The 22444-nt window shown below is 36.1% G+C and carries 22 protein-coding genes; 11 read left to right on the forward strand and 11 right to left on the reverse strand.

All coding sequences use genetic code 11. From position 1 onward, the window contains the following. The first annotated feature begins 260 nt into the window (after positions 1-260). Positions 261-1427: a diglucosyl diacylglycerol synthase gene (locus tag KPL75_RS16600; RefSeq protein WP_219917036.1), complete on the forward strand. Its 1167-nt coding sequence runs from the start codon at positions 261-263 to the stop codon at positions 1425-1427. 368 nt (positions 1428-1795) lie between these two features. On the opposite strand, the gene KPL75_RS16605 is transcribed toward KPL75_RS16600, so the two are convergent. The 4 genes from KPL75_RS16605 to KPL75_RS16620 all read right to left on the reverse strand — a co-directional run bounded on the left by KPL75_RS16605 (position 1796) and on the right by KPL75_RS16620 (position 5008). Then, a complete protein-coding gene (locus tag KPL75_RS16605; RefSeq protein WP_000358484.1) occupies positions 1796-1915 on the reverse strand; it encodes a YfhE family protein in 120 nt (39 codons plus the stop codon). Between the two features lie 110 nt (positions 1916-2025). Continuing rightward, positions 2026-2583, reverse strand: coding sequence for a GNAT family N-acetyltransferase (locus KPL75_RS16610; RefSeq protein ID WP_002091129.1), 558 nt, complete (start codon positions 2581-2583; stop codon positions 2026-2028). Positions 2584-2824: 241 nt separating this feature from the next. Continuing rightward, entirely contained in the window at positions 2825-3955 is a 1131-nt protein-coding gene (locus tag KPL75_RS16615) for an amidohydrolase (protein ID WP_219917037.1), read from the reverse strand. 147 nt (positions 3956-4102) lie between these two features. Beyond that, the gene (locus KPL75_RS16620; protein ID WP_219917038.1) at positions 4103-5008 is read right to left on the reverse strand and encodes a TIGR01777 family oxidoreductase; all 906 of its coding nucleotides are present in this window, start codon (positions 5006-5008) and stop codon (positions 4103-4105) included. Positions 5009-5089: 81 nt separating this feature from the next. Between KPL75_RS16620 and recX the strand changes: the two genes are divergently transcribed. Next, positions 5090-5902: a recombination regulator RecX gene (gene recX, locus KPL75_RS16625; protein WP_219917039.1), complete on the forward strand. Its 813-nt coding sequence runs from the start codon at positions 5090-5092 to the stop codon at positions 5900-5902. A gap of 9 nt (positions 5903-5911) precedes the next feature. Beyond that, positions 5912-6229: a YfhH family protein gene (locus KPL75_RS16630; protein WP_002113842.1), complete on the forward strand. Its 318-nt coding sequence runs from the start codon at positions 5912-5914 to the stop codon at positions 6227-6229. 64 nt (positions 6230-6293) lie between these two features. On the opposite strand, the gene KPL75_RS16635 is transcribed toward KPL75_RS16630, so the two are convergent. Then, complete coding sequence (locus tag KPL75_RS16635; protein WP_002010325.1) at positions 6294-6446, reverse strand: YpzG family protein; 153 nt, start codon at positions 6444-6446, stop codon at positions 6294-6296. A gap of 43 nt (positions 6447-6489) precedes the next feature. Beyond that, on the reverse strand, positions 6490-6648 hold the full coding sequence (locus tag KPL75_RS16640) for a small, acid-soluble spore protein K (protein WP_002113845.1): 159 nt from the start codon (positions 6646-6648) through the stop codon (positions 6490-6492). A 122-nt stretch (positions 6649-6770) separates the two neighbouring features. Here KPL75_RS16640 and KPL75_RS16645 point away from each other — a divergent pair, with 122 nt between their 5' ends. Next, positions 6771-7037, forward strand: coding sequence for a YfhJ family protein (locus KPL75_RS16645; protein WP_002113846.1), 267 nt, complete (start codon positions 6771-6773; stop codon positions 7035-7037). 24 nt (positions 7038-7061) lie between these two features. Here the strand turns inward: KPL75_RS16645 and KPL75_RS16650 are convergent, their stop codons facing one another. Further along, positions 7062-8042, reverse strand: coding sequence for a metal-dependent hydrolase (locus KPL75_RS16650; protein ID WP_002125060.1), 981 nt, complete (start codon positions 8040-8042; stop codon positions 7062-7064). Positions 8043-8191: 149 nt separating this feature from the next. Here KPL75_RS16650 and mutY point away from each other — a divergent pair, with 149 nt between their 5' ends. After that, positions 8192-9289, forward strand: coding sequence for an A/G-specific adenine glycosylase (gene mutY / locus KPL75_RS16655; RefSeq protein WP_219917040.1), 1098 nt, complete (start codon positions 8192-8194; stop codon positions 9287-9289). Between the two features lie 237 nt (positions 9290-9526). On the opposite strand, the gene KPL75_RS16660 is transcribed toward mutY, so the two are convergent. Continuing rightward, the gene (locus KPL75_RS16660; protein WP_002094743.1) at positions 9527-9703 is read right to left on the reverse strand and encodes a hypothetical protein; all 177 of its coding nucleotides are present in this window, start codon (positions 9701-9703) and stop codon (positions 9527-9529) included. Positions 9704-9828: 125 nt separating this feature from the next. On the opposite strand from KPL75_RS16660, the gene KPL75_RS16665 reads away from it, so the two are divergent. The 4 genes from KPL75_RS16665 to KPL75_RS16680 all read left to right on the forward strand — a co-directional run bounded on the left by KPL75_RS16665 (position 9829) and on the right by KPL75_RS16680 (position 13214). Beyond that, positions 9829-10110, forward strand: a complete 282-nt coding sequence (locus KPL75_RS16665) for a gamma-type small acid-soluble spore protein (protein WP_000039043.1) — start codon at positions 9829-9831, stop codon at positions 10108-10110. Positions 10111-10296: 186 nt separating this feature from the next. Next, on the forward strand, positions 10297-10551 hold the full coding sequence (locus KPL75_RS16670) for a YgaB family protein (protein WP_002010338.1): 255 nt from the start codon (positions 10297-10299) through the stop codon (positions 10549-10551). A gap of 317 nt (positions 10552-10868) precedes the next feature. Next, positions 10869-11399, forward strand: a complete 531-nt coding sequence (locus tag KPL75_RS16675) for a nucleoside tri-diphosphate phosphatase (RefSeq protein WP_000506627.1) — start codon at positions 10869-10871, stop codon at positions 11397-11399. Between the two features lie 54 nt (positions 11400-11453). Next, on the forward strand, positions 11454-13214 hold the full coding sequence (locus KPL75_RS16680; protein WP_219917041.1) for an ABC transporter ATP-binding protein: 1761 nt from the start codon (positions 11454-11456) through the stop codon (positions 13212-13214). A 13-nt stretch (positions 13215-13227) separates the two neighbouring features. Here KPL75_RS16680 and KPL75_RS16685 read toward each other — a convergent pair whose 3' ends face one another. The 3 genes from KPL75_RS16685 to hemL all read right to left on the reverse strand — a co-directional run bounded on the left by KPL75_RS16685 (position 13228) and on the right by hemL (position 20518). Further along, positions 13228-14316: an aromatic acid exporter family protein gene (locus KPL75_RS16685; RefSeq protein WP_219917042.1), complete on the reverse strand. Its 1089-nt coding sequence runs from the start codon at positions 14314-14316 to the stop codon at positions 13228-13230. Positions 14317-14584: 268 nt separating this feature from the next. Next, positions 14585-19021, reverse strand: coding sequence for a glutamate synthase-related protein (locus KPL75_RS16690; RefSeq protein WP_219917043.1), 4437 nt, complete (start codon positions 19019-19021; stop codon positions 14585-14587). A gap of 198 nt (positions 19022-19219) precedes the next feature. Next, entirely contained in the window at positions 19220-20518 is a 1299-nt protein-coding gene (hemL, locus tag KPL75_RS16695; protein WP_219917044.1) for a glutamate-1-semialdehyde-2,1-aminomutase, read from the reverse strand. Positions 20519-20645: 127 nt separating this feature from the next. Between hemL and KPL75_RS16700 the strand changes: the two genes are divergently transcribed. Further along, complete coding sequence (locus tag KPL75_RS16700) at positions 20646-21659, forward strand: ABC transporter ATP-binding protein (protein ID WP_219917045.1); 1014 nt, start codon at positions 20646-20648, stop codon at positions 21657-21659. Next, positions 21652-22443 carry an ABC transporter permease gene (locus KPL75_RS16705; RefSeq protein ID WP_000521522.1) on the forward strand — a complete coding sequence of 264 codons (792 nt, stop codon included), beginning with the start codon at positions 21652-21654 and terminating at the stop codon, positions 22441-22443. Before KPL75_RS16700 ends, KPL75_RS16705 begins: the two co-directional genes overlap by 8 nt. Position 22444: the final 1 nt, after the last annotated feature.

Consider the following 22444-nt stretch of genomic DNA (forward strand, 5'->3'; position numbering starts at 1 on the left):
AGAATTAAGAAGTAAAAGAGTGAGTATCATGAAATATAGAACATTTGTAAGTTATTGCGAAAGCTCTTATAGGAAAGTATAATGTAAAGATATGAGCACAGATAGGATTAAGGGGTCAATCTTATATGCTTTGCATATCCACGACAGGTACATAGCTAACAGGGGAATATTGGAATCCGAGTATGTAATGTTTAAGGAAAATGTTTTTCCTATTGTCGTATATGCAATATGGAGAAACAAAAAGCTAGGAGTGGATTTGTTTGATAAAAAACCCCAAGGTTTTAATATTAACTGCACATTACGGTAACGGTCATGTGCAAGTGGCAAAAACATTAGAACAAACATTTCGCCAAAAAGGAATCGAAGATGTAATTGTATGCGACTTGTTTGGAGAATCACATCCAGTTATAACCGATATTACAAAATATTTATATTTAAAAAGCTATACGGTAGGAAAAGAGTTATATCGCTTGTTTTATTATGGTGTAGAGAAAATATATGATAAAAAAATAGCATCTTGGTATGCGAATTTTGGGAGAAAGCGTTTGAAGACGCTATTACAGGTGGAGAAACCGGATATTGTTATTAATACCTTTCCAATCATCGCTGTACCAGAATTGAAAAAGCAAATAGGTATTTCTATTCCTGTTTATAACGTATTAACGGATTTTTGCGTGCATAAAATATGGATCCATCGAGAAGTAGATCGTTATTTTGTAGCAACCGATCATGTGAAAAAAGTGATGGTTGATATCGGTGTACCTGCAGAGCAAATTGTTGAAACAGGGATTCCAATTCGTAGCAGCTTTGAGCTAAAGATAAATCCAGCAATTATATATAATAAATATCAGTTATGTAAGGATAAAAAGATGTTACTAATTGTAGCAGGTGCTCATGGTGTGCTAGGGAGTGTAAAAGAGCTATGCCAGTCATTTATGTCAGTACCAAACTTACAAGTAGTTGTCGTTTGTGGGAAAAATGAAGCTTTAAAGCAGGATTTAATGGAACTACAGGAACAAAGTTCTGATGCTTTAAAAGTATTTGGTTATGTTGAAAACATTGATGAGTTGTTCCGTGTTACTTCTTGTATGATTACGAAGCCAGGTGGTATTACATTAAGCGAAGCAGCAGCATTACAAGTACCTGTCATTTTATATAAACCTGTCCCAGGACAAGAAAATGAAAATGCGTTGTATTTTGAAAAAAAAGGGGCTGCAGTTGTAATTCGTGATGATAGTGAAGTTTTTGCAAAAACAGAGGCGTTATTACAAGATGATATGAAGCTTCTTCAGATGAAAGAAGCAATGAAAAGTATTTATCGTCCTGAGCCAGCTGGTCATATTGTGGATACAATTTTGGCAGAAAATCATGCAGAGCCGAATCATATACCTATTAAATCACCAGCTCTTGCCGAATCTTTTACTTAATATGAAACCCCTCTTTTAAGCATTTAAAGAGGGTTTTTTATTGTTATAAAAAAAACGTGAATTATTAACTTATCCACAAAGGATTGCGCTTCTATTAGACAGTAAAGTCGGAATATTAACAACTATATCCACATAGTCCACAAATTTTAGAAAATTATCCACAATTCTCACGTTTAGAATTCATTTAAATAAATGAATTCGTAAAATACTTTTGGAATTTATGCACAATTATACGGATTTTGTGGATAAAGTTGTCCACAAAAAAGGTTCCTTATTTATAAGGAACCTTTTTTGCTAATCCATTGGAAAAACTTATGTAATGAAAATGAATAATTAGGGGGGAAACCTTCTAATTATTCATTTTCACTTTAAATACTTTTTGAGCGATAACCCGCTGCACGATCTGCTTTTCGGAATTCTCGTTGATAGAGAACTTCTTGTGTACTAGATAATGTGTTTTTTGCTTTATCACGTTTCTTTTTATCCATTACAAATCACCTCGTGTCCTAAAGTCACTATCTATCGTTTCCAAAGACATGGGGTGATATACATATATGTCAAACTAGCATTGATTAATTATCATTTCTGAAATTTTAGATTATGCTTCTTTTAATTGGTGTGCTTCTTGGAATGTTGTATCTCGCATTGTTGCAAGTGTATACTGATCTTTTGGAATTTCATATAAATTATATACTTCTTCATGCGCATTAATTTCATCATAAACGGCTTTTCTTGTTTCGTTTGCTAGATTTACATATTGTAGTTTTTCGGCAGCTTTAATAGACCGAATATTTATTTTACGAATACGCATAAAAATCGTTTCAATATCTAATTCGTAGAAAAGTTCGCTGAAAAATGAATCTTTCGCCAATTTGTTATATCCTTTACCATGATATGGTTTGCCAAGCCAAGTTCCGAGGAATCCAGCTTTTTCTTGCACATCAAATAAAGTAATTGTGCCGATGGGGTTACCCCATTCATCTAAAATTGTGCGTGAGATTAATTCTCCACGCTCTTCGGCTTCGATTGTTTGTTTCGTTAAAAATAAATATTCTTCATAAGAATAGGCCTTTTGACGCACAAAAGGGAAGACAGCAGGATCCACCATTAATTCGTATAGAACGTGGCTGTCGTGTAAGTCGCGTTTTTTCAACACACTAACTCCTCCTCACACGAGGGTAGCATGACGAAAAAGCACCCCACCCTCGAAATTTTTATATCAATCTTTAAAAAATTTCGGGGTGGGAATCGAACCCACTAGAACCAGTTTCTAACGCTGGTGGCGCACCATTTGCCTTCCCCATTCATCAATTTGAAAATGATAATCACGACACAAATTGATTATGGTTTCATTCAGTTTATAATCGTATAATACTTTATCTAGTCAAAAAAATAAACTAGTTTTTTTTATTTTTTTTGTAAATTATTTTTCCGTCAATCATAGTGAGTACAGGCTTGGCTAAATAATGGAAAGGATGATGTGTCCATAACACGAGGTCAGCATCTTTTCCAACTTCAATGCTTCCAATTCTATCCTCCAAACGTAAATTTCGAGCTGGGAAAATAGTGATTCCTTCCAACGCTGTTTTCTCATCTAATCCTTCTCTTACTGCAATGGCAGCGCAAACATTTAAATATTGAATTGGTGTATAAGGGTGGTCGGTTGTAATAGAAACTTCTACTCCATTTTTCGATAAAATATGATAAGTATCCCACGTTTTGTTTTTTAATTCAATTTTCGAACGTCGCGTAAGAGTAGGTCCAACTGAAACTTTTAAATTGTGTTTCGAAAGCTCCTCAACAATAAAGTGTCCTTCTGTACAATGTTCAATGCGTAAATCAAGATTGAATTCTTTCGCCAAGCGTAAAGCTGAATTAATATCATCTGCACGGTGAGCGTGGATACGTACCGGTATTTCTCGGCGGAGCGCTTTTAAAATAGGAAGCATTCGAAAATCAGCTTCATGTCCGTAGTGTTGAGCGTCATAGAATGATTCACGAAGTAAGCCCATAATTCCCATACGTGTTATTGATTCCTTTGTGCCATTACTATGGACCTTTTTAGGATTTTCTCCAAAGGCAATTTTTAAACCAGCAGGTTCCTGAATAATCATATGATCAATACAAGTTCCAGCAGTTTTTATTACACAAGTAGTACCGCCGATAATATTTTGGCTTCCCGGCATCACGTGAACAGTCGTAACACCATTTTGTACAGCGTCTTGAAATGCAATATCAAAAGGATGGATCCCGTCTAAAGAACGGATATGTGGTGTTGAAACTTCGGATGTTTCATTTGCATCATTACCAGCCCAACCAGTACCTTCATCGTAGAGGCCAAGGTGAGTATGAACATCAATAAATCCAGGCAAGAGATGAAGAGCTCGTGCATCTATAACGGTCATATCCTGAGTAGTATCAATATGAGGTTTGACCGCGGCAATGCGTTCTCCTATAACGAGTACATCTCCTTGAAACTTTTGGGATGTAATAGGATATACAATGGCTTGTTTGAGCAATATTTTCATAGATACCTCATTTCCGTCACCTTGTAATGTGTAGAATAGGTTTAGACAAAGTAACTGAAAGGTTTTTCGTGTAGTAATGCTCCGGTGTTTAAAAAGTAAGAAGTCTTGGAGGAGATAGACTACCCGTAAAACTGTATTTTAAAAGTACTACATTGTATGCAAGAGGATATTTTGTAATGCATGGTTAACTGTTGGAAATGTGTATTGATATCCATGTTTAATAGCTTTATTGGATAATACATGTTGTCCTTCTAATACAAGTATACTCATCTCACCGAGTAAAGCGCGAAGTACAAATGAAGGAACAGGTAGCCAATGAGGTCGTTCGGTTATAGTGGCAATGGTTTTACCGAATTCTTTCATCCTTATCGGTGTTGGCGCTGTAATATTAATAGGTCCGTCAATTTCTTTTTTTTGTATGATGAAATCAATCATGCGAACGACATCGTCTAAATGAATCCATGATAACCATTGGTTTCCAGATCCAAGTGTACCGCCGATATATAATTGATAGGGAAGTAACATTTTGGGAAATGCACCTCCATCTGCGCCCAATACGACTCCAAATCTTGTGTAGACGGTTCTTATTCCAATGGAGCGGGCTTTAGATGCTTCTTGTTCCCACAAATATACTGTGTTTGCTAAAAAGTCATCTCCTGGAGTCTCTTGCTGTTCTGTAAAAGATTCGGTTTCAGATGTGCCATAGTATCCAATGGCACTTGCATTAATAAATGTGTGTGGCTTTGTTTCAAGGGTTTGTAATTGTTTAATGAGTCCTTTTGTTGTTTGAATTCTACTGCTTAAAATTGATTCTTTTTGTTTTTTTGTCCATCTACTATTAATAGATTCTCCAGCTAGATTAATAACTACATCGATAGAGGAGAGAGGGAAGGTCTGTAAATCGGGTGCCCATTGAACGTATTGAAGATTAGTGTGTGAAGTTTCAGCAGTTTTTTTTCGAGTAAGAATGTAAACAGTATATCCCTTTTGAATAAAAAAACTAGAAAGGTATTTGCCTATAAAGCCAGAGCCACCAGAAATTGCAATTTTCACAATCATTTCCTCCTCATTATATATATTCTTGAAAAGAAAAAACGTTCCTTGACTATGTTAAAATAATAGAGAGGTGAGAGTATGACTGTCATTACAAAAATAGAAGTGCAAAAACGATCGAAAGAACGATTTAATATTTATATTGATAAAGGTCAAGGTGAAGAGTACGGGTTTAGTGTGAATCAATCAATCTTAATGAAACATGGGTTACAAAAAGGCTTAGAAATTGATGAAGTAGCGTTAGGGAATATTTTGTACAATGAAGAGGTACAAAAAGCATATTTACAAGCGATTTCCTATTTATCCTATCAAATGAGAACAAAACAAGAAATAGAAGATTTCTTACGAAAAAAAGAAGTGGGACAGGCCATCATCTCTGAAGTCGTTTCGAAATTATTACATGATCGATATATTAATGATAAAGAGTACGCTATTTCATACGTGCGAACGCAAAGTAATGTGAATCAAAAAGGTCCAACTGTTATTAGGAGAGGGCTATTAAGTAAAGGTGTTCAGGATCTAATCATTACACATAGTTTACAAGAGTATCCAAAGGAGAAGCAAATTGAAAATGCTTTGGTTCTTATAGAAAAGAAGAAAAAATCTTATCAAAAGCATTCATTTTTACAAATGAAGCTAAAGTTAGATGAAATGCTTGTTCGTAAAGGATATTCTAGAGATGTGATTCAAATTTGTTTGGAAGAATTGAAAGACGAAAAAGATGACGAACAGCAACAAGAAGCGTTACACTATCATGGGAATAAATATTATGAAAAATATAAGAAGTATGATGGTTGGACATTCGAAAATAAGGTGAAGCAAGCGTTATATCGAAAAGGATTCTCTATTGATGAGATAGATATATTTTTACAAATGAAACGTGAAGAGGGATGAGGAAATAAGATGGGTATGCCAAAACGCTACAGTGAAATGACGCCACATGAGCTAAGGGAAGAAATTGGGGTTTTGAAGGAGCAAGCAGTAAAGGCTGAGCAACTTGGAATTGTAAATGAATTCGATGTATTAATGAGAAAAATGGCTATGGCTCGTGCTTATATGATAGATATAAATAAATTCCATATTGGTGAGACATATGAATTAGTAGAAGAACCTGGTGTGGTATTTAAAATTACGTATTTCAATGGGGTATTTGCTTGGGGATATAAGCAAAATGATAATGAAGAGATTGGAATACCAATTTCCTTGTTGCAGGAAAAATGAAAACCAGAGAGTGAATATCTCTCTGGTTTTCATCTTTGGTAGGCGTTAAAGGAGATAGGAGATTCTAAAATTGGCGTTTTTTACATTCGTTTGCCAGTATAATGAGAGACTGGGTTTGTTGCGTCTGTCCATTAACTTGCGCTTTCGCATGTTTTGGACGAGTCCACGTATGGTTAAATAATTCAGAACGACGATCTAAATGGTCACGGTAGCTCATCTTTATCACCTCGTGTAGGAAGTTAATTTAGTTTGTTACTGTACTACTCTTCCTGCTGATTTGCAGCACGCATACGTTCTTGTGGGTGCGTGTTAATTGTGCCGTTAGGTCTTTTCGAAGCGAAGCGTGATTTCGCTTTCGGTTGACCTTCGATTTTGCTGTTGTTTTTTGACTCAGACCAAAATTCGGCTTGTCTACCCATTAAGAACGCCCCCTCATTATCAGTCGATACCTCTTTAAGAAGTATCACTTATAGAATGTGCAAAATAGAAGAAACTATCCTTTAGAAATTAAGGGAATAAATAGGTAAAAGGAGAATAGAACATGAATGATATTTATGAAACATTAACGAAAGAATTATTAGATAAGAATGACAACCTTTCTTACGCACAAGCTCGTGCATGGGTTGAATTACTGTGGGAAGACTTCCGAACAACTTATGCTAAATCAGGTCGTTACCAAGGTGAGGAAATGACTGAACAAGTGGTACGAACATGGATTAATAATCATGGAAGTCGCCTTCATGAAATGCGTACAAATAATCCGAAGTATAGCCATTTAATCAATCAAGAAGATCATTTGAAACATTAAAAAAAGCGACTTAGGTCGCTTTTTTTAATGTGGAAGCAATTCCAGTTTCTTTCGAAGTTTTTCTTCGCTGAAAATCCATCCTGTATAGGAGCTAATAATATTTAAATTTTGATCGAGCTGAACGATTGCGACGAATGGATAATAATCTTTACTTCGATACCGCAAATCAATAAATCGAACTTCATAATAGTTATCATAATCGAAAATATCCCAGCGATATACAGGTGAGAAAGATAAGAAAGCAGATATATTTTCATCTCGCACAGCAGCTTGCATAATGGCAGTATTCGGGAACGGTACGCGATTAAATTTATCGTATACAAGGATGTTACCGCGGTGCCATCTTGCGACGTAGTAATGTTCAGTTGTAACGACGGCTAAATGATAATGGTAAAATTTGTAAGAAGGAGAAATAATTACTTTCTCTACATTTTTGAAACGTTTGTATACTACACTTTTGATATTTCGATGCATCATAATGCGACCGATGTAGTAAACAAACATTAATATATACGCTGCTAAAGCAGTATAGCCTTTATGTGCTCCGACAAGCATACAGGCGATAGCGAGTATATGGATAAAGAAAATGACAGTATCAAACGTATTAATTATGCCGAGCGCTACCCATTTTTTTGTGAAGGGCCTTAATGCCTGTGTACCATAGGCATTGAAAATATCCACAAAGACATGAAGAAAGACGGCAATAAATGACCAAAGTAGTAGATGCAGATAGGGAGCGTCTGAAAAGAAGGCGAAAGAGATGCCACTTATAAGGAGTGACCAAAGAATTACTGCAGGAATGGAATGAGTAATCCCGCGATGATTTCTTATATATTTAGCGTTATTACGCAATTTTAAAACTGTATCGATGTCAGGAATATTGGAACCGGCAATTGTTGCAAGCATCACCGCTTGTGGCCCAATATCACTTTGTGCTATAGCTGGATCTAAAGTTGCCAAACTGCCTAGAGTAACGCCCATAACAAGGTGAGTGGCTGTGTCCATAGAAATCCACCTCCGTTTTTTATTAATGTAACTCTTTTTATTCGATACCTCAAGTCCTTTGCCTTCTATTTCCTATGTCATCTTACTTAAATTTTTTCCTAAAATCTTTATAATAGTACGTATATGCAAAAAAATGAGGGGGATCAAGTTTGACACTTGAAATATTAAATGAGTTTAACATAGAACAGTTTCAAAATGATTTAATTGGTTGGTTTGAAAAAGAACAACGTGATTTACCGTGGCGAAAAAATAAAGATCCATACCGTGTTTGGGTTTCAGAAATTATGTTACAGCAAACAAGGGTAGAGGCTGTAAAACCATATTACGCAAATTTTATGGGGAAGTTTCCTACGCTTGAAGCGCTAGCAACTGCCGATGATGAAGAAGTATTAAAAGCATGGGAAGGCTTAGGTTATTATTCTAGAGCACGAAATTTACATGCTGCAGTAAAAGAGGTAAAAGAAGTATACGGCGGGACAGTGCCGAGCGATATAAAGGAAATTGAAAAATTAAAAGGAGTGGGACCATATACAAAAGGTGCCATTTTAAGCATTGCATATGGCATACCAGAGCCAGCGGTAGATGGAAATGTTATGCGCGTATTATCTCGTATTTTATCAGTGTGGGATGATATTGCAAAACCGAAGACGAGAAAAGTTTTTGAAGAGATTGTGCGTGAAATTATTTCGATAGAAAATCCATCTTATTTTAACCAAGGTTTGATGGAATTAGGGGCATTAATTTGTATACCGAAAAATCCATCTTGTTTACTTTGTCCTGTACGTGAACATTGCAGAGCGTATGCTGAAGGTGTTCAAAAAGAACTGCCAGTGAAGAGTAAAGCGAAAGCACCTACAATGGTACCACTCGTTGCAGGAGTACTTCAAACTGAAGATGGCCGTTACGTAATTAATAAACGCCCAAGTACGGGATTACTGGCTAATATGTGGGAGTTCCCGAATATTGAACTAGGTGAAGGTATTCGTAATCAGAAACAACAGCTTACGGATTATATGAAGGAGAGCTTTGATCTCTCTGTTTCAATTGATGAATACGCGATGAATGTACAACATACTTTTACACATCGTACTTGGGATATATTTATATTTTACGGAAAAGTAACAGGTAATATTGTCGAAACGGATACACTAAAGTTTGTGTCGAAAGAAGCGTTTGAACAGTTACCTTTCTCGAAATCACATCGTACAATTTATGAAAAGTGTGTTGAGAAAATTACAATGCAATAAAGTGAAACTTTAATCAGTGGGGTTTTCTTCATCCCCCACTGATTATTAGCCTTCACCAATCGGGCTTTTACGGGCAGCACGTCCCCCACCTAACTTCTTTGCTTTCGCTGCATTTTGAGGTGGGGGTCTTACTGCCTGGCGAATAGCGGGATAAATGAAAAAACGTGTTCCAGAACCTTGGAACACGTTTTTTATATTGAAAATAAATTTGTATTTTAAAGTTGAAAATCCACGCGTTTATAATCCGCCACGTGACTCGATTTCTTTCACAATTTCTTTATAAATCGTTTGTCCCTCTACATTTAGATAAGGCATAATTTGCTGAAATGAATGATGAAAATGAGCTAATTCATCCTTGTTCCATTCATTTTTGGAAATCATAGTCAGCTCAGTCATATCACGTCCAGTATACATATTCCCACCTCCATCATATGTAGTTTGAATGAGTGATAAGAGATATATGCGTGAATTTTTTAAAAGAAAATTAAGGATAACTTCTAAGGAAATTGGTTACATTATTGGTTGTGGAGGTGAGAAAGATGAGTAAAAAACAACAAGGTTATAATAAGGCAACTTCTGGTGCTAGCATTCAAAGTACAAATGCTAGCTATGGTACAGAGTTTGCAACTGAAACGAATGTACAAGCAGTAAAACAAGCGAACGCACAATCAGAGGCACAGAAAGCACAAGCTTCTGCTGCTCAAAGTGCAAATGCTAGTTATGGTACAGAGTTTGCAACTGAAACAGATGTGCATGCAGTGAAAAAACAAAATGCACAATCAGCTGCAAAACAATCACAATCTTCTAGCTCAAATCAGTAATGAAGGAAAAACACTTCTCCGTTCGAGAGAAGTGTTTTCTTTGTGTGCGTGTCACTGTAATGAAAATAAAGGGAACGACATAACTTCTAATAAGTCAACAAATGTAGTCAAAGGAGAAAGAAGTTCACGATTAGAAATATGTAATAGGAATTATAACTGGCGAATGAATCAAAAAGGGGGTAAGTGATGAACGATTTTGATAAGTTGGTAGGAGAGCAGTTGGAAACGATGGATGAGCTTTTAAAGTTACAATCACATTTAGAGAAGTATCAGCAAATTGAAATGAGTGGAAGGGATACGTGCGATAAAAAAGAATTGCATTTTATCCGTCAAGAAATATACAGAACAGAAATAGCATTAAAACTTTTGCATGAAAAATTTGAACAGCAAACGAATAATGTGATTCAATCTTTTGAAACCGAAAAAATAATTTCAAATTAAGGTGAGATATGTTGTTGATTTTAGGGGAAAGTCCTTTCTTAAACAGAGATGAGGGGGACTTTTCTTTTTGTTATATCTTCGTTTAATCTTCTAAAATACGTATTGCTAATTCATAGAGGATTTTCCTTTATTAAAGGGTTGGTGATGTGGTATTCAATAATACAAACTTCATTATATTCCTCATGAAAACAAGTGTCCTATCGCTTTAGTTTTAAAATTTTGACAAAAAAGTTATAATAGAAAAAAAGTGAATGCAATTCAAGGGGTAGTTAAGACAACTTAAGAATGGCATTTGCAGTTGAAAGAAGGGAGCATATATGGGATTTCCCAAAGAAGGAGAAAAGGTACAAATACATAGTTATAAACATAATGGCTCCATTCATAGAATGTGGGAAGAGACAACGATTTTAAAAGGGACGCAGAGCCTTGTGATCGGAGCGAATGATCGTACAGTAGTTACGGAATCAGATGGCCGAACATGGATTACTCGCGAACCTGCGATTTGTTACTTTCATGCCAACTATTGGTTTAATGTGATTGGAATGCTAAGGGAAGAAGGAGTATATTATTATTGTAATTTAAGTTCTCCTTTTGCATATGACTCTGAGGCATTAAAGTATATCGATTACGATTTAGATATTAAAGTGTATCCGGATATGACATATACACTTTTAGATGAAGATGAGTATGAGAAGCATAGCCAAATCATGCAGTATCCACCTGTTATTGATACAATTTTAAAACGAAATGTAGCACATCTAACACAGTGGATTCATCAAAGAAAAGGTCCATTCGCACCGGATTTCGTAGATATGTGGTACGAAAGATATTTAATGTACAGAAATTAAAACAAACCTGCAGGGGATTTCCCGGCAGGTTTGTCCTATTAGAGGGGGGATTATGTGCAAGGTATAAAAAGATATTTACAATTTGTTAAACCATATCGATGGCTTATTGCTATTACAATTATTATTGGTCTTGTGAAGTTTGGTATCCCGCTTATTATGCCATGGTTATTAAAGTATATTATTGATGATGTTATTCAAGGCACGGGATCGCTTCAAGAAAAAACGTCTCAATTAATAACTGCAATTGGGATTGCTTTTTTTATTTTTGCAGTAGTAAGACCGCCGATAGAATATTATCGTCAATATTTCGCGCAGCGCATTGCCAATACAATACTATACGATTTACGAAAATACATTTTTGGGCACTTGCAAAAATTGAGCTTACGTTATTATTCGAACACAAAAACAGGGGAGCTTATTTCACGTGTAATCCATGATGTAGAACAAACGAAGGACTTTGTAATTACTGGTCTTATGAATGTCTGGTTAGATACTGCAACAATTGTTATTGCTATTATCGTTATGTTTTCTATGAATATAAAATTAACCTTTGTTGCTTTATTAATCTTACCTATTTATGTAGTTGCAGTGAAATATTTTTTCGGGCGCCTTCGAAAATTGACGAAAGAGCGCTCACAAGCGTTAGCAACTATGCAAGGGTATTTACATGAACGTATTCAAGGAATGCAAGTGACACGTAGTTTTGCATTAGAAGAGTATGAAAGAGGACAGTTTGAAAAGAGAAATAATGAATTTTTAACGAAAGCACTAACTCATACGAATTGGACGGCGAGAACGTTTTCGGCAGTGAATACGTTAACGGATTTAGGGCCATTACTTGTTATTGGTTTTGCGGCGTATGAGGTAATTCAAGGGTCGTTAACACTGGGTACTATGGTTGCTTTTGTTGGATATATGGATAGTTTATATAGTCCGCTTCGTCGCCTTGTTAATTCATCTACAACATTAACACAGTCTTTCGCCTCGATGGATCGAGTGTTTGAATTGTTGGATGAAAAATACGATATTGTTAATGTGCCAAATGCGGTGCAAACGAAAAGGTTAGATGGGGAAGTTATATTTGATAATGTTTCTTTTCGCTATAATGCGGATGAAAAAGAAATATTGCATAATCTGTCATTAACTATGCACCCGGGAGAGAAGGTTGCGCTTGTAGGGGCAAGTGGAGGAGGAAAGTCATCTCTTGCTAGTTTAATTCCGCGCTTCTATGATGTTTCTGAAGGCGCAGTTTATATAGACGGGATAGATGTAAGAAAGTATGATATGAGAAATTTGCGTAGTAATATTGGAATTGTGCTACAAGATAATTTATTATTTAGCGATACAATCGGGGCTAATATTTTATATGGCAATCCGAAAGCTACAGAGGCGGAAGTTATTTCAGCTGCCAAAGCTGCACAAATTCATGATTTTATTACAGAGTTGCCAGACGGCTATGATACTATCGTTGGGGAACGTGGTGTGAAATTATCTGGTGGACAAAGACAGCGTGTAGCAATCGCACGAGTTTTTCTAAAGAATCCATCCTTACTTATATTAGATGAAGCAACTTCAGCTCTAGATTTAGAGAATGAACGATATATTCAAGAGGCACTGCAAACGTTAGCTGCAGATCGGACAACAATTATTATTGCACATCGATTAGCGACGATTACGCATGTCGATACAATTATTTATGTTGAAGATGGTGAAATAAAAGAAAAGGGTTCTCATGAAGAGTTAATGAAAAAGAGGGGATTTTATTACAATCTATATCAACTTCAGCATATAACAGAAACAGCTCCTTTAGCGTAAAAGGAGCTGTTTTTTATTCGTCTTCTTTTTTATCTTCGATTTTGAGTTCACTCTCTGGTTTATGGTATGTGTAGAAGCTATCCACAAGTAAATCTAAATGCTCTACTTCCTCACTGTAGTTAATAATTGAAGAAATAAGAGGGAAGAGGTGTAACCATATTTTATATGCTTCCTCATCGTCCTTATTTTGATAATCCATAAAGATATCAATCAATTCTTGTTTACCTGTTTCAACTTCATCAAGCATCTCAACGGATTGTTGTTTCTTTGCTTTACCAATAAATTTTAATAACACTTGTTCGTGATAATGCGTTAATGAATCAAGTTCGTTTTGAATAGATTCCTGAAACTCTTCTGGCATATAGCGCAGTTCATTTTCAGTGCGATGTAATGACTTTAACGTGCTTAAAGCACGGCTTGTTGTCGCTAACATTTGTCTGAATAAAACGAGCTTACGAATTTTCGCGAATTGTATTTTTTTCGTATAGCTTCTTTCTTCTTTATAAAGCAAATAGTAATGATTTAGTTTAATCATTTTTTCTTTCATGCGATCAATATCGGTTTTTAGCGTTGTAAAATCAGAAGCTTGCCTACTGTTCATACGAATCCATTTAACAATTTCCTCTGTATTATCAACGATGCGATGGTAAAGTTTTGTTTCATATTTTGGCGGCATAAATACTAAATTTACAAGTGAAGCCGCAATAATTCCAATCATAATCGTCGCGAATCGAAGTAAGGCAAAATTAAAGAAATCTTCGCCTTGATACTCCATAATGGCGATAACCGTTACTAAAGCGATTGATATTGTTTTTTCTAAGCGTAACTGTAAAGTAAGAGCAATTACTAATATACACGTTAATCCAATAATAAAAGGATTATGTCCAAAAGCAGTAGCAAATACGATAGCGAATACCGCACCAATTACGTTTGCTTGAATTTGCTCAAGAGCAGTTAAATACGAGCGGTATACAGACGGTTGAACAGCAAAGATAGCTGAGATTCCCGCAAATACTGGACTCGGTAATTGAAGTAAAATACAAGCAAATAAAGCTAATGTAATGGCAATACCCGTTTTTAAAATGCGAGCACCAAGTTTCATACCCTTATTGATATCCTTTCTCTTGTCATAATGAATGTACAACATGATACCATACATTCATTACAATATGTTAGCAAGTGATATTTTAGTGACGTTAAAAAGTTTAATAAATAAATTACAATCCATTTATAATTTCTCCAAATTCTCTTTAAACATCTATTCTTAATAAAAAAACCTGCTGAATTTCAGCAGGTTTCAAATTGTTATTATAGATTACTATGCGATGCTCACTTCGTCAATTTTTTTATGAAAATAAATACGGGGTATGTCATTCAGTTGAAATAGATGGGTCCGCCTGTTCTTTTTTCGGGATGACCTCAAAAAAGTGGAGCTGAATATCATCTAATAATGGTGTTAATAGAGCGACTTCTTCATATTGTTCATGCTCATTTAATACACGAATGTAGTCTAATAATAATTCATTCACATCTTGCAAACCATTTTTACTAATTGGCTGCAATGTTACATTTGCACCTTTAGCAATTCTTCTTTTTAAAGCGTGTTCTGTTAAACCTAATTTTGGCTCATGACGTAAATAAACAACACCACCAGTCATGCCGGCACAAATCCATGGTCCAGGATCTCCTAAAACAAGAGCGCGACCATTTGTCATATATTCAAAAGCAAATCCTTTTATATTAGAATATACTCCGATATTTCCTTGTTCTTTTTCGCGGAGTGGTTTTGTAATTCTGCCTCCAATTATCATATCTGCTCCAGAAAGGCGAATGCCAGCACGAGCATCAGCGTTACCTTGCACGTATAATGCACCTTTTTGAGCGCCGTATCCAAATCCTTTTCCGACAGAACCGTTATAATATGTTCCATCTTTTCCTTTTGCTTTCGTTATATAAATGCCACCGCCAAATGAAGTTTTTCCAATTCCGTCTTGCGCGCCGCCATTTACGTGTATAAATAAGTTCTCGCTATTGTACGCGCCTAATCCGTTTCCGGGAACAGATCCGTTTGTATACTTTAATGTAAGTGGTTCAAGATGAGTGTTTTCATATAATTTGCTACGAATACGATAACAGGATTCTAGACCGCCCATTACGCGTTGCTCTACGCCGATGCTTACTAATTCTTTTGATTGGAGAGAATTTGTTGTTTCAAATAGTTTTTCTTGTACAGATGCCGTTATTTTCAGAGATGAATCTTCTATCGTTTGTAGTAAATTACGTAAGTCTAATAAGTCCTTTCCTCGAGTTTGTTCTAATAAATCCGATCGTCCGATAATATCTTGTAAGTTTGTGTAACCGAGCTGCCCTGTTAAACGTTTCAATTCTGTACCGAAAGTAGTGAATAGGCTTAATAGCCCTGTAACTGCGCTTTCTAATTCGCGCGGGACGAAGCGGCGTAATCCATGTTCTTTCGCTTGAGCTTCAGATTCAATTTGTGTTGCAATTCCGACGTGGCACGTATCGAGATGACAACCACGGCAAGTTGTACAGCCAATTGCAATCATTGATAATGTGCCAAATCCGATTCGGTTTGCTCCGAGGAGCATGATTTTTAAGGCGTCATTTACACTTCGAATACCGCCATCTGCCCAAATTTCTACTTTATGTCTCATACCTGCTTCTAGTAGAGCGTTGTGAGCAGCTTTAACACCGATTTCTACTGGAAGACCTACATGTTGTAATGCATGAATACGTGCAGCCCCTGTTCCGCCGTCAAATCCGCTAATGTTAATAAAGTCAGCGCCAGCTTTTGCGATACCGACAGCAATTGTTCCGATATTAGGAACGACAGGAACTTTTACAGCTACTTTTGCAAGATGATTAGCCGTTTTAATTTCTGTAATCATTTGAGCCAAGTCTTCAATTGAATAAATATCATGGTTGTTAGAAGGTGAAATTAAATCCGAACCAATTGTAGCATTACGTGCTTCCGCAATTTTGGCAGTCACTTTTGAACCAGGCAAATGTCCACCTTCACCAGGCTTTGCTCCTTGACCGATTTTAATTTCAATTAAATTTGATGAATTTAGTAGTTCAGCGTTTACTCCAAATCGACCAGATGCAACTTGTTGTCCGCGTGTATGTGGGTACTTACCAATCATATCTTTAATTTCGCCGCCTTCACCGTTCAAACTAATCATATTTAGCTGATCGGCAGCTTCTGCATATGCGCGAAAGGCAATTTCATTTTGAGAACCAAATGACATAGAACTAATAATAAATGGTAAATCATGATTGTGAATGCCGATGGACACTTCTTCAGCCGGAACTACATGCTGTGCTTGTTTTGTTTGAACAAGGTGCCGAATTGCGATGGGAGTGTTTTCTTCTAATTCACTTAACTTTTCGCGGTAATCATCATAAGAGTTTCCTTTTGCAACATCACCAATTGCTTTCCAAATCCGCGGGAATATATGAAATGATTTTCTCATTCTAACTTTTGGATTGTTATAATCATCAGCTCGGGTTTTTGCATCTTCAGCAAGTGATTCAAGTGAAAAAGCTAAATTATTTGAACCGCAGAAGTTTGTAATTTGTAATATATTTGCGATTTCCTCATGTAATCCGATAGAGGAGAAGAGGCGACCGTAACCGCGTAATTCATGAATTCCAATCGTTGAAATTACTTTCTCTAGTCCTTTATTAAGTGCAGTATACAAATTAGCAATTGGTGCTTTTGTTCCATCATTTACCGTTGCGAACAATAAATATGGATTAATACCATCTGCCCCTAATCCGTATAGCGTGACGATATCATGTAAGGAGCGAAGGGCACCGGAACGTATAACGAGAGAGCATTTCCGGCGTAATTTATTTTCAGTTAATGCTTGATGTACTTTAGCAGTAACTAAATGTGGATCAATCCATAATAGTCCATTTTGATGAGATTTAGCGTCATCTAATAATAGTAGGGAAGCCCCATTTTTAACCGCTACTATCGCTTCGGAACTAATTCGATTTAATGCGCTTTGTAAAGTTTCTGATGGACTAAATGTAACTGAAATTGTAGAACCAGAGCTATGAGTAATGAATAGCTGTATAAGTTGTTCGTACGTAATCGTGTTTAAGTCTGCCGCGATAGATTGAGCTGAATTTCCTTCTAAAATAATGGGTGAAAGCATCTCGATTATAAATGGTTGTTTAGAGTTATCTAATAAACCTGGACGCTCTCCGAGTACAGTACGTGTGGAGAAGTGTTCAACTTCTCGATCACGATCGATTGCTGGATTTGTAACAACGGCCACACTTTCCTTAATGAAATCAGCAATATTTCGTCTATCTGTATCAAGTGCCGCAAGTGGTGAGTCGTGCCCAAGTGACCGAATTGGTTCGACGCCTTTTGTTGCCATCTGTTCAAGGAGCTGAATATGTTCTCGATCCCAGCCGAAAGCAACGTATTGCTTTGTTTCAACTTGAACAGAATCACATAATCCCTCAGTTTCTTTCGTTTCAGGGATAGATAAGTTTAAATGATAATTGCTAACATCGATTCGTTTCTTAAACCGGTTATATACTTCAATTTGATAATTGTCGTATTCATAGAGAACGAGCTCATCTTGCTCATTCCATTTTAATCCAACTTTTTCTCCAGGAGCGAGTGGTTTCGGCTCTGCTACATATTCAGTTGGTGATACAACTCCAGGTTCAGAAGAGAAAATATGGGAGCTCTCTGTCTCTACTTTCCAAACTGGGCGTAATCCAAGAGAATCGACACTGAAAACAGCTTCATCTTTATAACGTGAAATAATACCAGCTGGACCTTGTGCGAAATGCCCCCAAGCCTCACGTATATAAGTGTATAAGTTTTGTAAGTTTGTTTCGTAAAGTTTTATTTCATTAATAATTGGTGGAAATAATATATCCATTGCTTCAAATAAACTGTAGTTATACTGAACGAGAAGGGTTTCTAAGGTGCGATTTAAATCTTGGGAATCACTCCCCCCGGCAGTAAGTGGTACTTGAATCATTTCAGCTTGATCGCGTAATTTTGCAATCGTGTTAATTTCGCCATTATGTCCGAGAATGCTAAATGGTTGTACACGAAAAAAATTAGATAATGTATTAGTAGAATAGCGATTATGTCCTAGTGTCATAGTTGAAGCGATAAGTGGGTGTTGTAAATCATTGTAATAAGCAACGAGTGTATCGCCAGCACCGAGAACTTTATATACAACATGTTCATGACTTAATGAGGCAACATGAATTGCTTCATTTTCTTCGATTTTTATTGTTACAGAAAATAATGTTTGTTCAATATTTTTAACTTTACTTTCGGCGATAAGGGCAATTTGCCAAAATAAAGGTTCTTCTTGTTTACCAAGAGGACCGAGTGCATCTGAGTTTATTACATCATCATTTTCGAGAACAATTGTAAATTTTTCATTGTTTAGTTGCATACGAATGTAATCTTTTAACTCAGCGATGTTTTCTTTTTTGTTTAGAAAAAAATGTCCAACGATAAAGTGGGGATGATCCACAATCGTTGGATTATATCCGCTACTTTTCAGTTTTTCATTCCAAAGTGCTTTTGGCATGTCGATATGAATTCCGATACCATCCCCTTCGCCATTAATAAAACCAGCTCTATGATTCATTTTGACTAGTGATTGTATACAAAGGTCGATGTTTTCTTTGGTAGGAATTCTTCGTTTTTCCATAACGGAAACGATTCCACACGCATCATGTTCTGCATTTTTATAATTCCGAAATAAAGACGGTGTCCATTTATTTTTTTTATTGAGCATCCGTCAATCCCCCCTCTTTTAAAAGATTGAATAATCTTACTATTTAAGGTGTAAATCACCTTGTACACAGAGATAATAACGATCTAAAAGAATATAAAACAGATAATTATGAATAATTATACTATTAATACGAGATTTATGAAATAGAAAAAAGGAAAAAAGAAAGGTGAGCTTTCTTTTTTCCTTGTAATGACAGTATTATTTATTGTCTGCTAAAGCAGCAAATGCTCTTCCAACAGCTTCAATTGTATATTCGATATCTTCTTTTGTATGTTCTGTCGTTAAGAACCATGCTTCATATTTAGATGGTGCTAAATTAATACCTTCTTGAAGCATAAGCTTGAAGAATCTACCGAACATTTCACCATCTGTATTTTTGGCTGCATCGTAATCTTCAATTGTATTTGTCGTGAAGTATACAGTTAATGCACCCTTTAGGCGGTTTACTGTAATATCGATGTTATGTTTTGTAGCTTGTTCTAAAATTCCTTTTTCAAGCATTGCGCCAAGTTCATCTAATTTCTCGTATACGCCTTTTTGTTGAAGTACTTCTAAGCAAGCGATACCTGATGCCATAGAAGCAGGGTTTCCTGCCATTGTACCTGCTTGGTATGCAGGGCCGAGCGGTGCAACTTGTTCCATAATTTCTTTCTTACCACCGTAAGCACCAATTGGAAGTCCGCCGCCGATAACTTTACCAAGTGCTGTTAAGTCTGGTGTCACGCCAAGTAAGTCTTGAGCACCACCGTACATAAAGCGGAAAGCAGTAATAACTTCATCATAAATTACTAGTGCACCAGCTTCGTGAACAAGTTCATTAACTTTTTCAAGGAAGCCAGGTTTTGGCTCAACGATACCGAAGTTTCCAACGATTGGCTCTACAAGGATAGCTGCTACTTCATGTCCCCATTTATCTAACGCTTCTTTTAAAGTTTCTACATTATTAAATGGAACAGTAATAACTTCTTGAGCGATACTTTGTGGCACACCAGCTGAATCAGGAATTCCAAGAGTAGAAGGACCAGAGCCAGCTGCTACAAGTACTAAATCGGAATGACCGTGGTAACAACCAGCGAATTTCATAATTTTTGTGCGGCCAGTGTAAGCACGAGCGACACGAATGGTTGTCATAACGGATTCTGTACCAGAGTTTACGAAGCGAACTTTATCTAAAGCGGGCATTGCTTCTTTTAACATTTTTGCGAACTTTACTTCTAATGCTGTTGGAGTACCATATAGTACGCCGTTTTCAGCCGCTGTTTTAATTGCTTCTGTTACGTGTGGGTGAGCATGTCCAGTAATAATAGGGCCATACGCTGCTAAATAGTCGATATATTTATTTCCGTCTACATCCCAGAAATAAGCACCTTTCCCGCGTTCCATTGCAACAGGGGAACCGCCTCCAACTGCTTTAAAAGAGCGAGAAGGACTATTAACACCACCAACGATATGTTCTAAAGCTTCTTTATGTAACGCTTCTGATTTCGTGAAATTCACTACAATTCATCTCCTTACAAAAATCTATGTATTATTCTAACATGTTTTTTGAAAAGACGTATTGTTTGTGATAGAAGGAGCAGTTGGGTAAACTATTCGTTGTGACATTTAGGAAGGGGGTCCGATTATGAAATCGGTAATTGAGGTACAAGGGTTACGTAAAGAGTTTACAGCCTATTCAAGTCGTCCGGGCTTAAAGGGTGCATTTCGCGATTTATTAAATCGTAATTATAAAATAGTACCAGCAGTAAATGATGTTTCTTTTACTGTAAAGCAAGGTGAAATGGTTGGTTATATTGGTGAGAATGGTGCTGGTAAATCAACGACGATTAAAATGCTTACAGGGATTTTGACTCCGACATCAGGACAAATTACAGTGAACGGAATGAATCCACACAAACAGAGAGAAGAATTTGTAAGAACAATCGGTGTTGTGTTTGGGCAGCGTTCACAGCTTTGGTGGGATATTGCTGTACAAGAGTCATTTCGTTTATTGAAGAAAGTGTACGGTGTATCAGACGCTCAGTATAAGGAACATATGGAACATGTTATTGAAACGTTAGATATCGGTCCTTTATTAGATAAACCGGTACGAAAATTATCTCTTGGTCAAAGAATGCGTTGTGAATTAGCAGCGGCATTAATTCATAATCCGCCGTTATTATTTTTAGATGAGCCAACAATTGGACTAGATGTTCTTGTGAAATTGAAAATACGAGAATTCTTAAAAGAGATGAATGAACGTTATAAAACAACAATTTTATTAACGACGCATGATATTACTGATATTGAAGCTTTATGTGAGCGCGTTATCATGCTTGATGAAGGAAATATTATGTATGACGGATCTTTAAATAACCTTCGCACACAGTGGGGAGCAGAAAAGGAAATACATTTTCAGTTTGTTGCTCCAGTTTCATACCAGGAGTTATCAATGGTTATGCCAGATAGTCATGTTGCTTGGTCAAGGGCGAAAGAAGAGAACGCATGGGTTGCAAAAATACCGAATGAAGAAGTTATCATTTCTATGTTGATTTCTAAAGTAGTACAAGCCTTTCAAATTAAAGATTTGAAAATTAACGAAGTGTCTACAGAGGAAATTATTCGTAACATTTATGAAGAAGGTATTATGCATGGGTAAGTATATTGAAATGATTCGGATTCGCTTTTTAATGATGCTTGCTTATCGTACAAATTATTACAGCGGGATTTTAATTTATACGATTAACATTGGTGCGTATTATTTTTTATGGCAAGCAATTTATAGTGGGAAAGAGAATATTGAAAGTTTATCTATTTCACAAATGACTACGTATATTGCGATTGCATGGATGGCACGCGCTTTTTATTTCAATAATATAGATAGAGAAATTGCGATGGAAATTCAAGAAGGACGTGTGGCGGTAGAGTTAATTCGTCCGTACAACTATTTAGGTATGAAAGTTATGCAAGGGCTTGGAGAAGGGATATTTCGTTTTGCTTTCTTTTCAATTCCGGGTATGGTTATTGTTACGTTATTATTTTCATTACAAATTACAACGAATTTTCAAACATGGCTATATTTCTTCTTATCTTTAATATTTAGTTTTATCATTAATACACAAATAAATTTAATGACAGGAATGCTTACATTCTTCTTATTTAATAATAGTGGAATTATGTATGCGAAACGTGTTGTTATCGATTTATTTTCTGGTTTATTATTACCGATTAGTTTTTATCCGTTATGGGCCCAAAAAGCAATGGTGTTTTTACCGTTTCAAGCAATTAGTTATATTCCGAGTATGATTTTCTCTGAAGGTATACAAGGAAGTAAGTTATATGAAGCTTTATTATTTCAAGTAATTTGGGCAATTATACTTATTATTCCAATTGTACTGATGTGGAAAACGGCGAGAAAACGTCTAATCGTACAAGGGGGATGAC

This window comes from Bacillus sp. NP247 (assembly GCF_018966865.1).
Lineage (GTDB): Bacteria > Bacillota > Bacilli > Bacillales > Bacillaceae_G > Bacillus_A.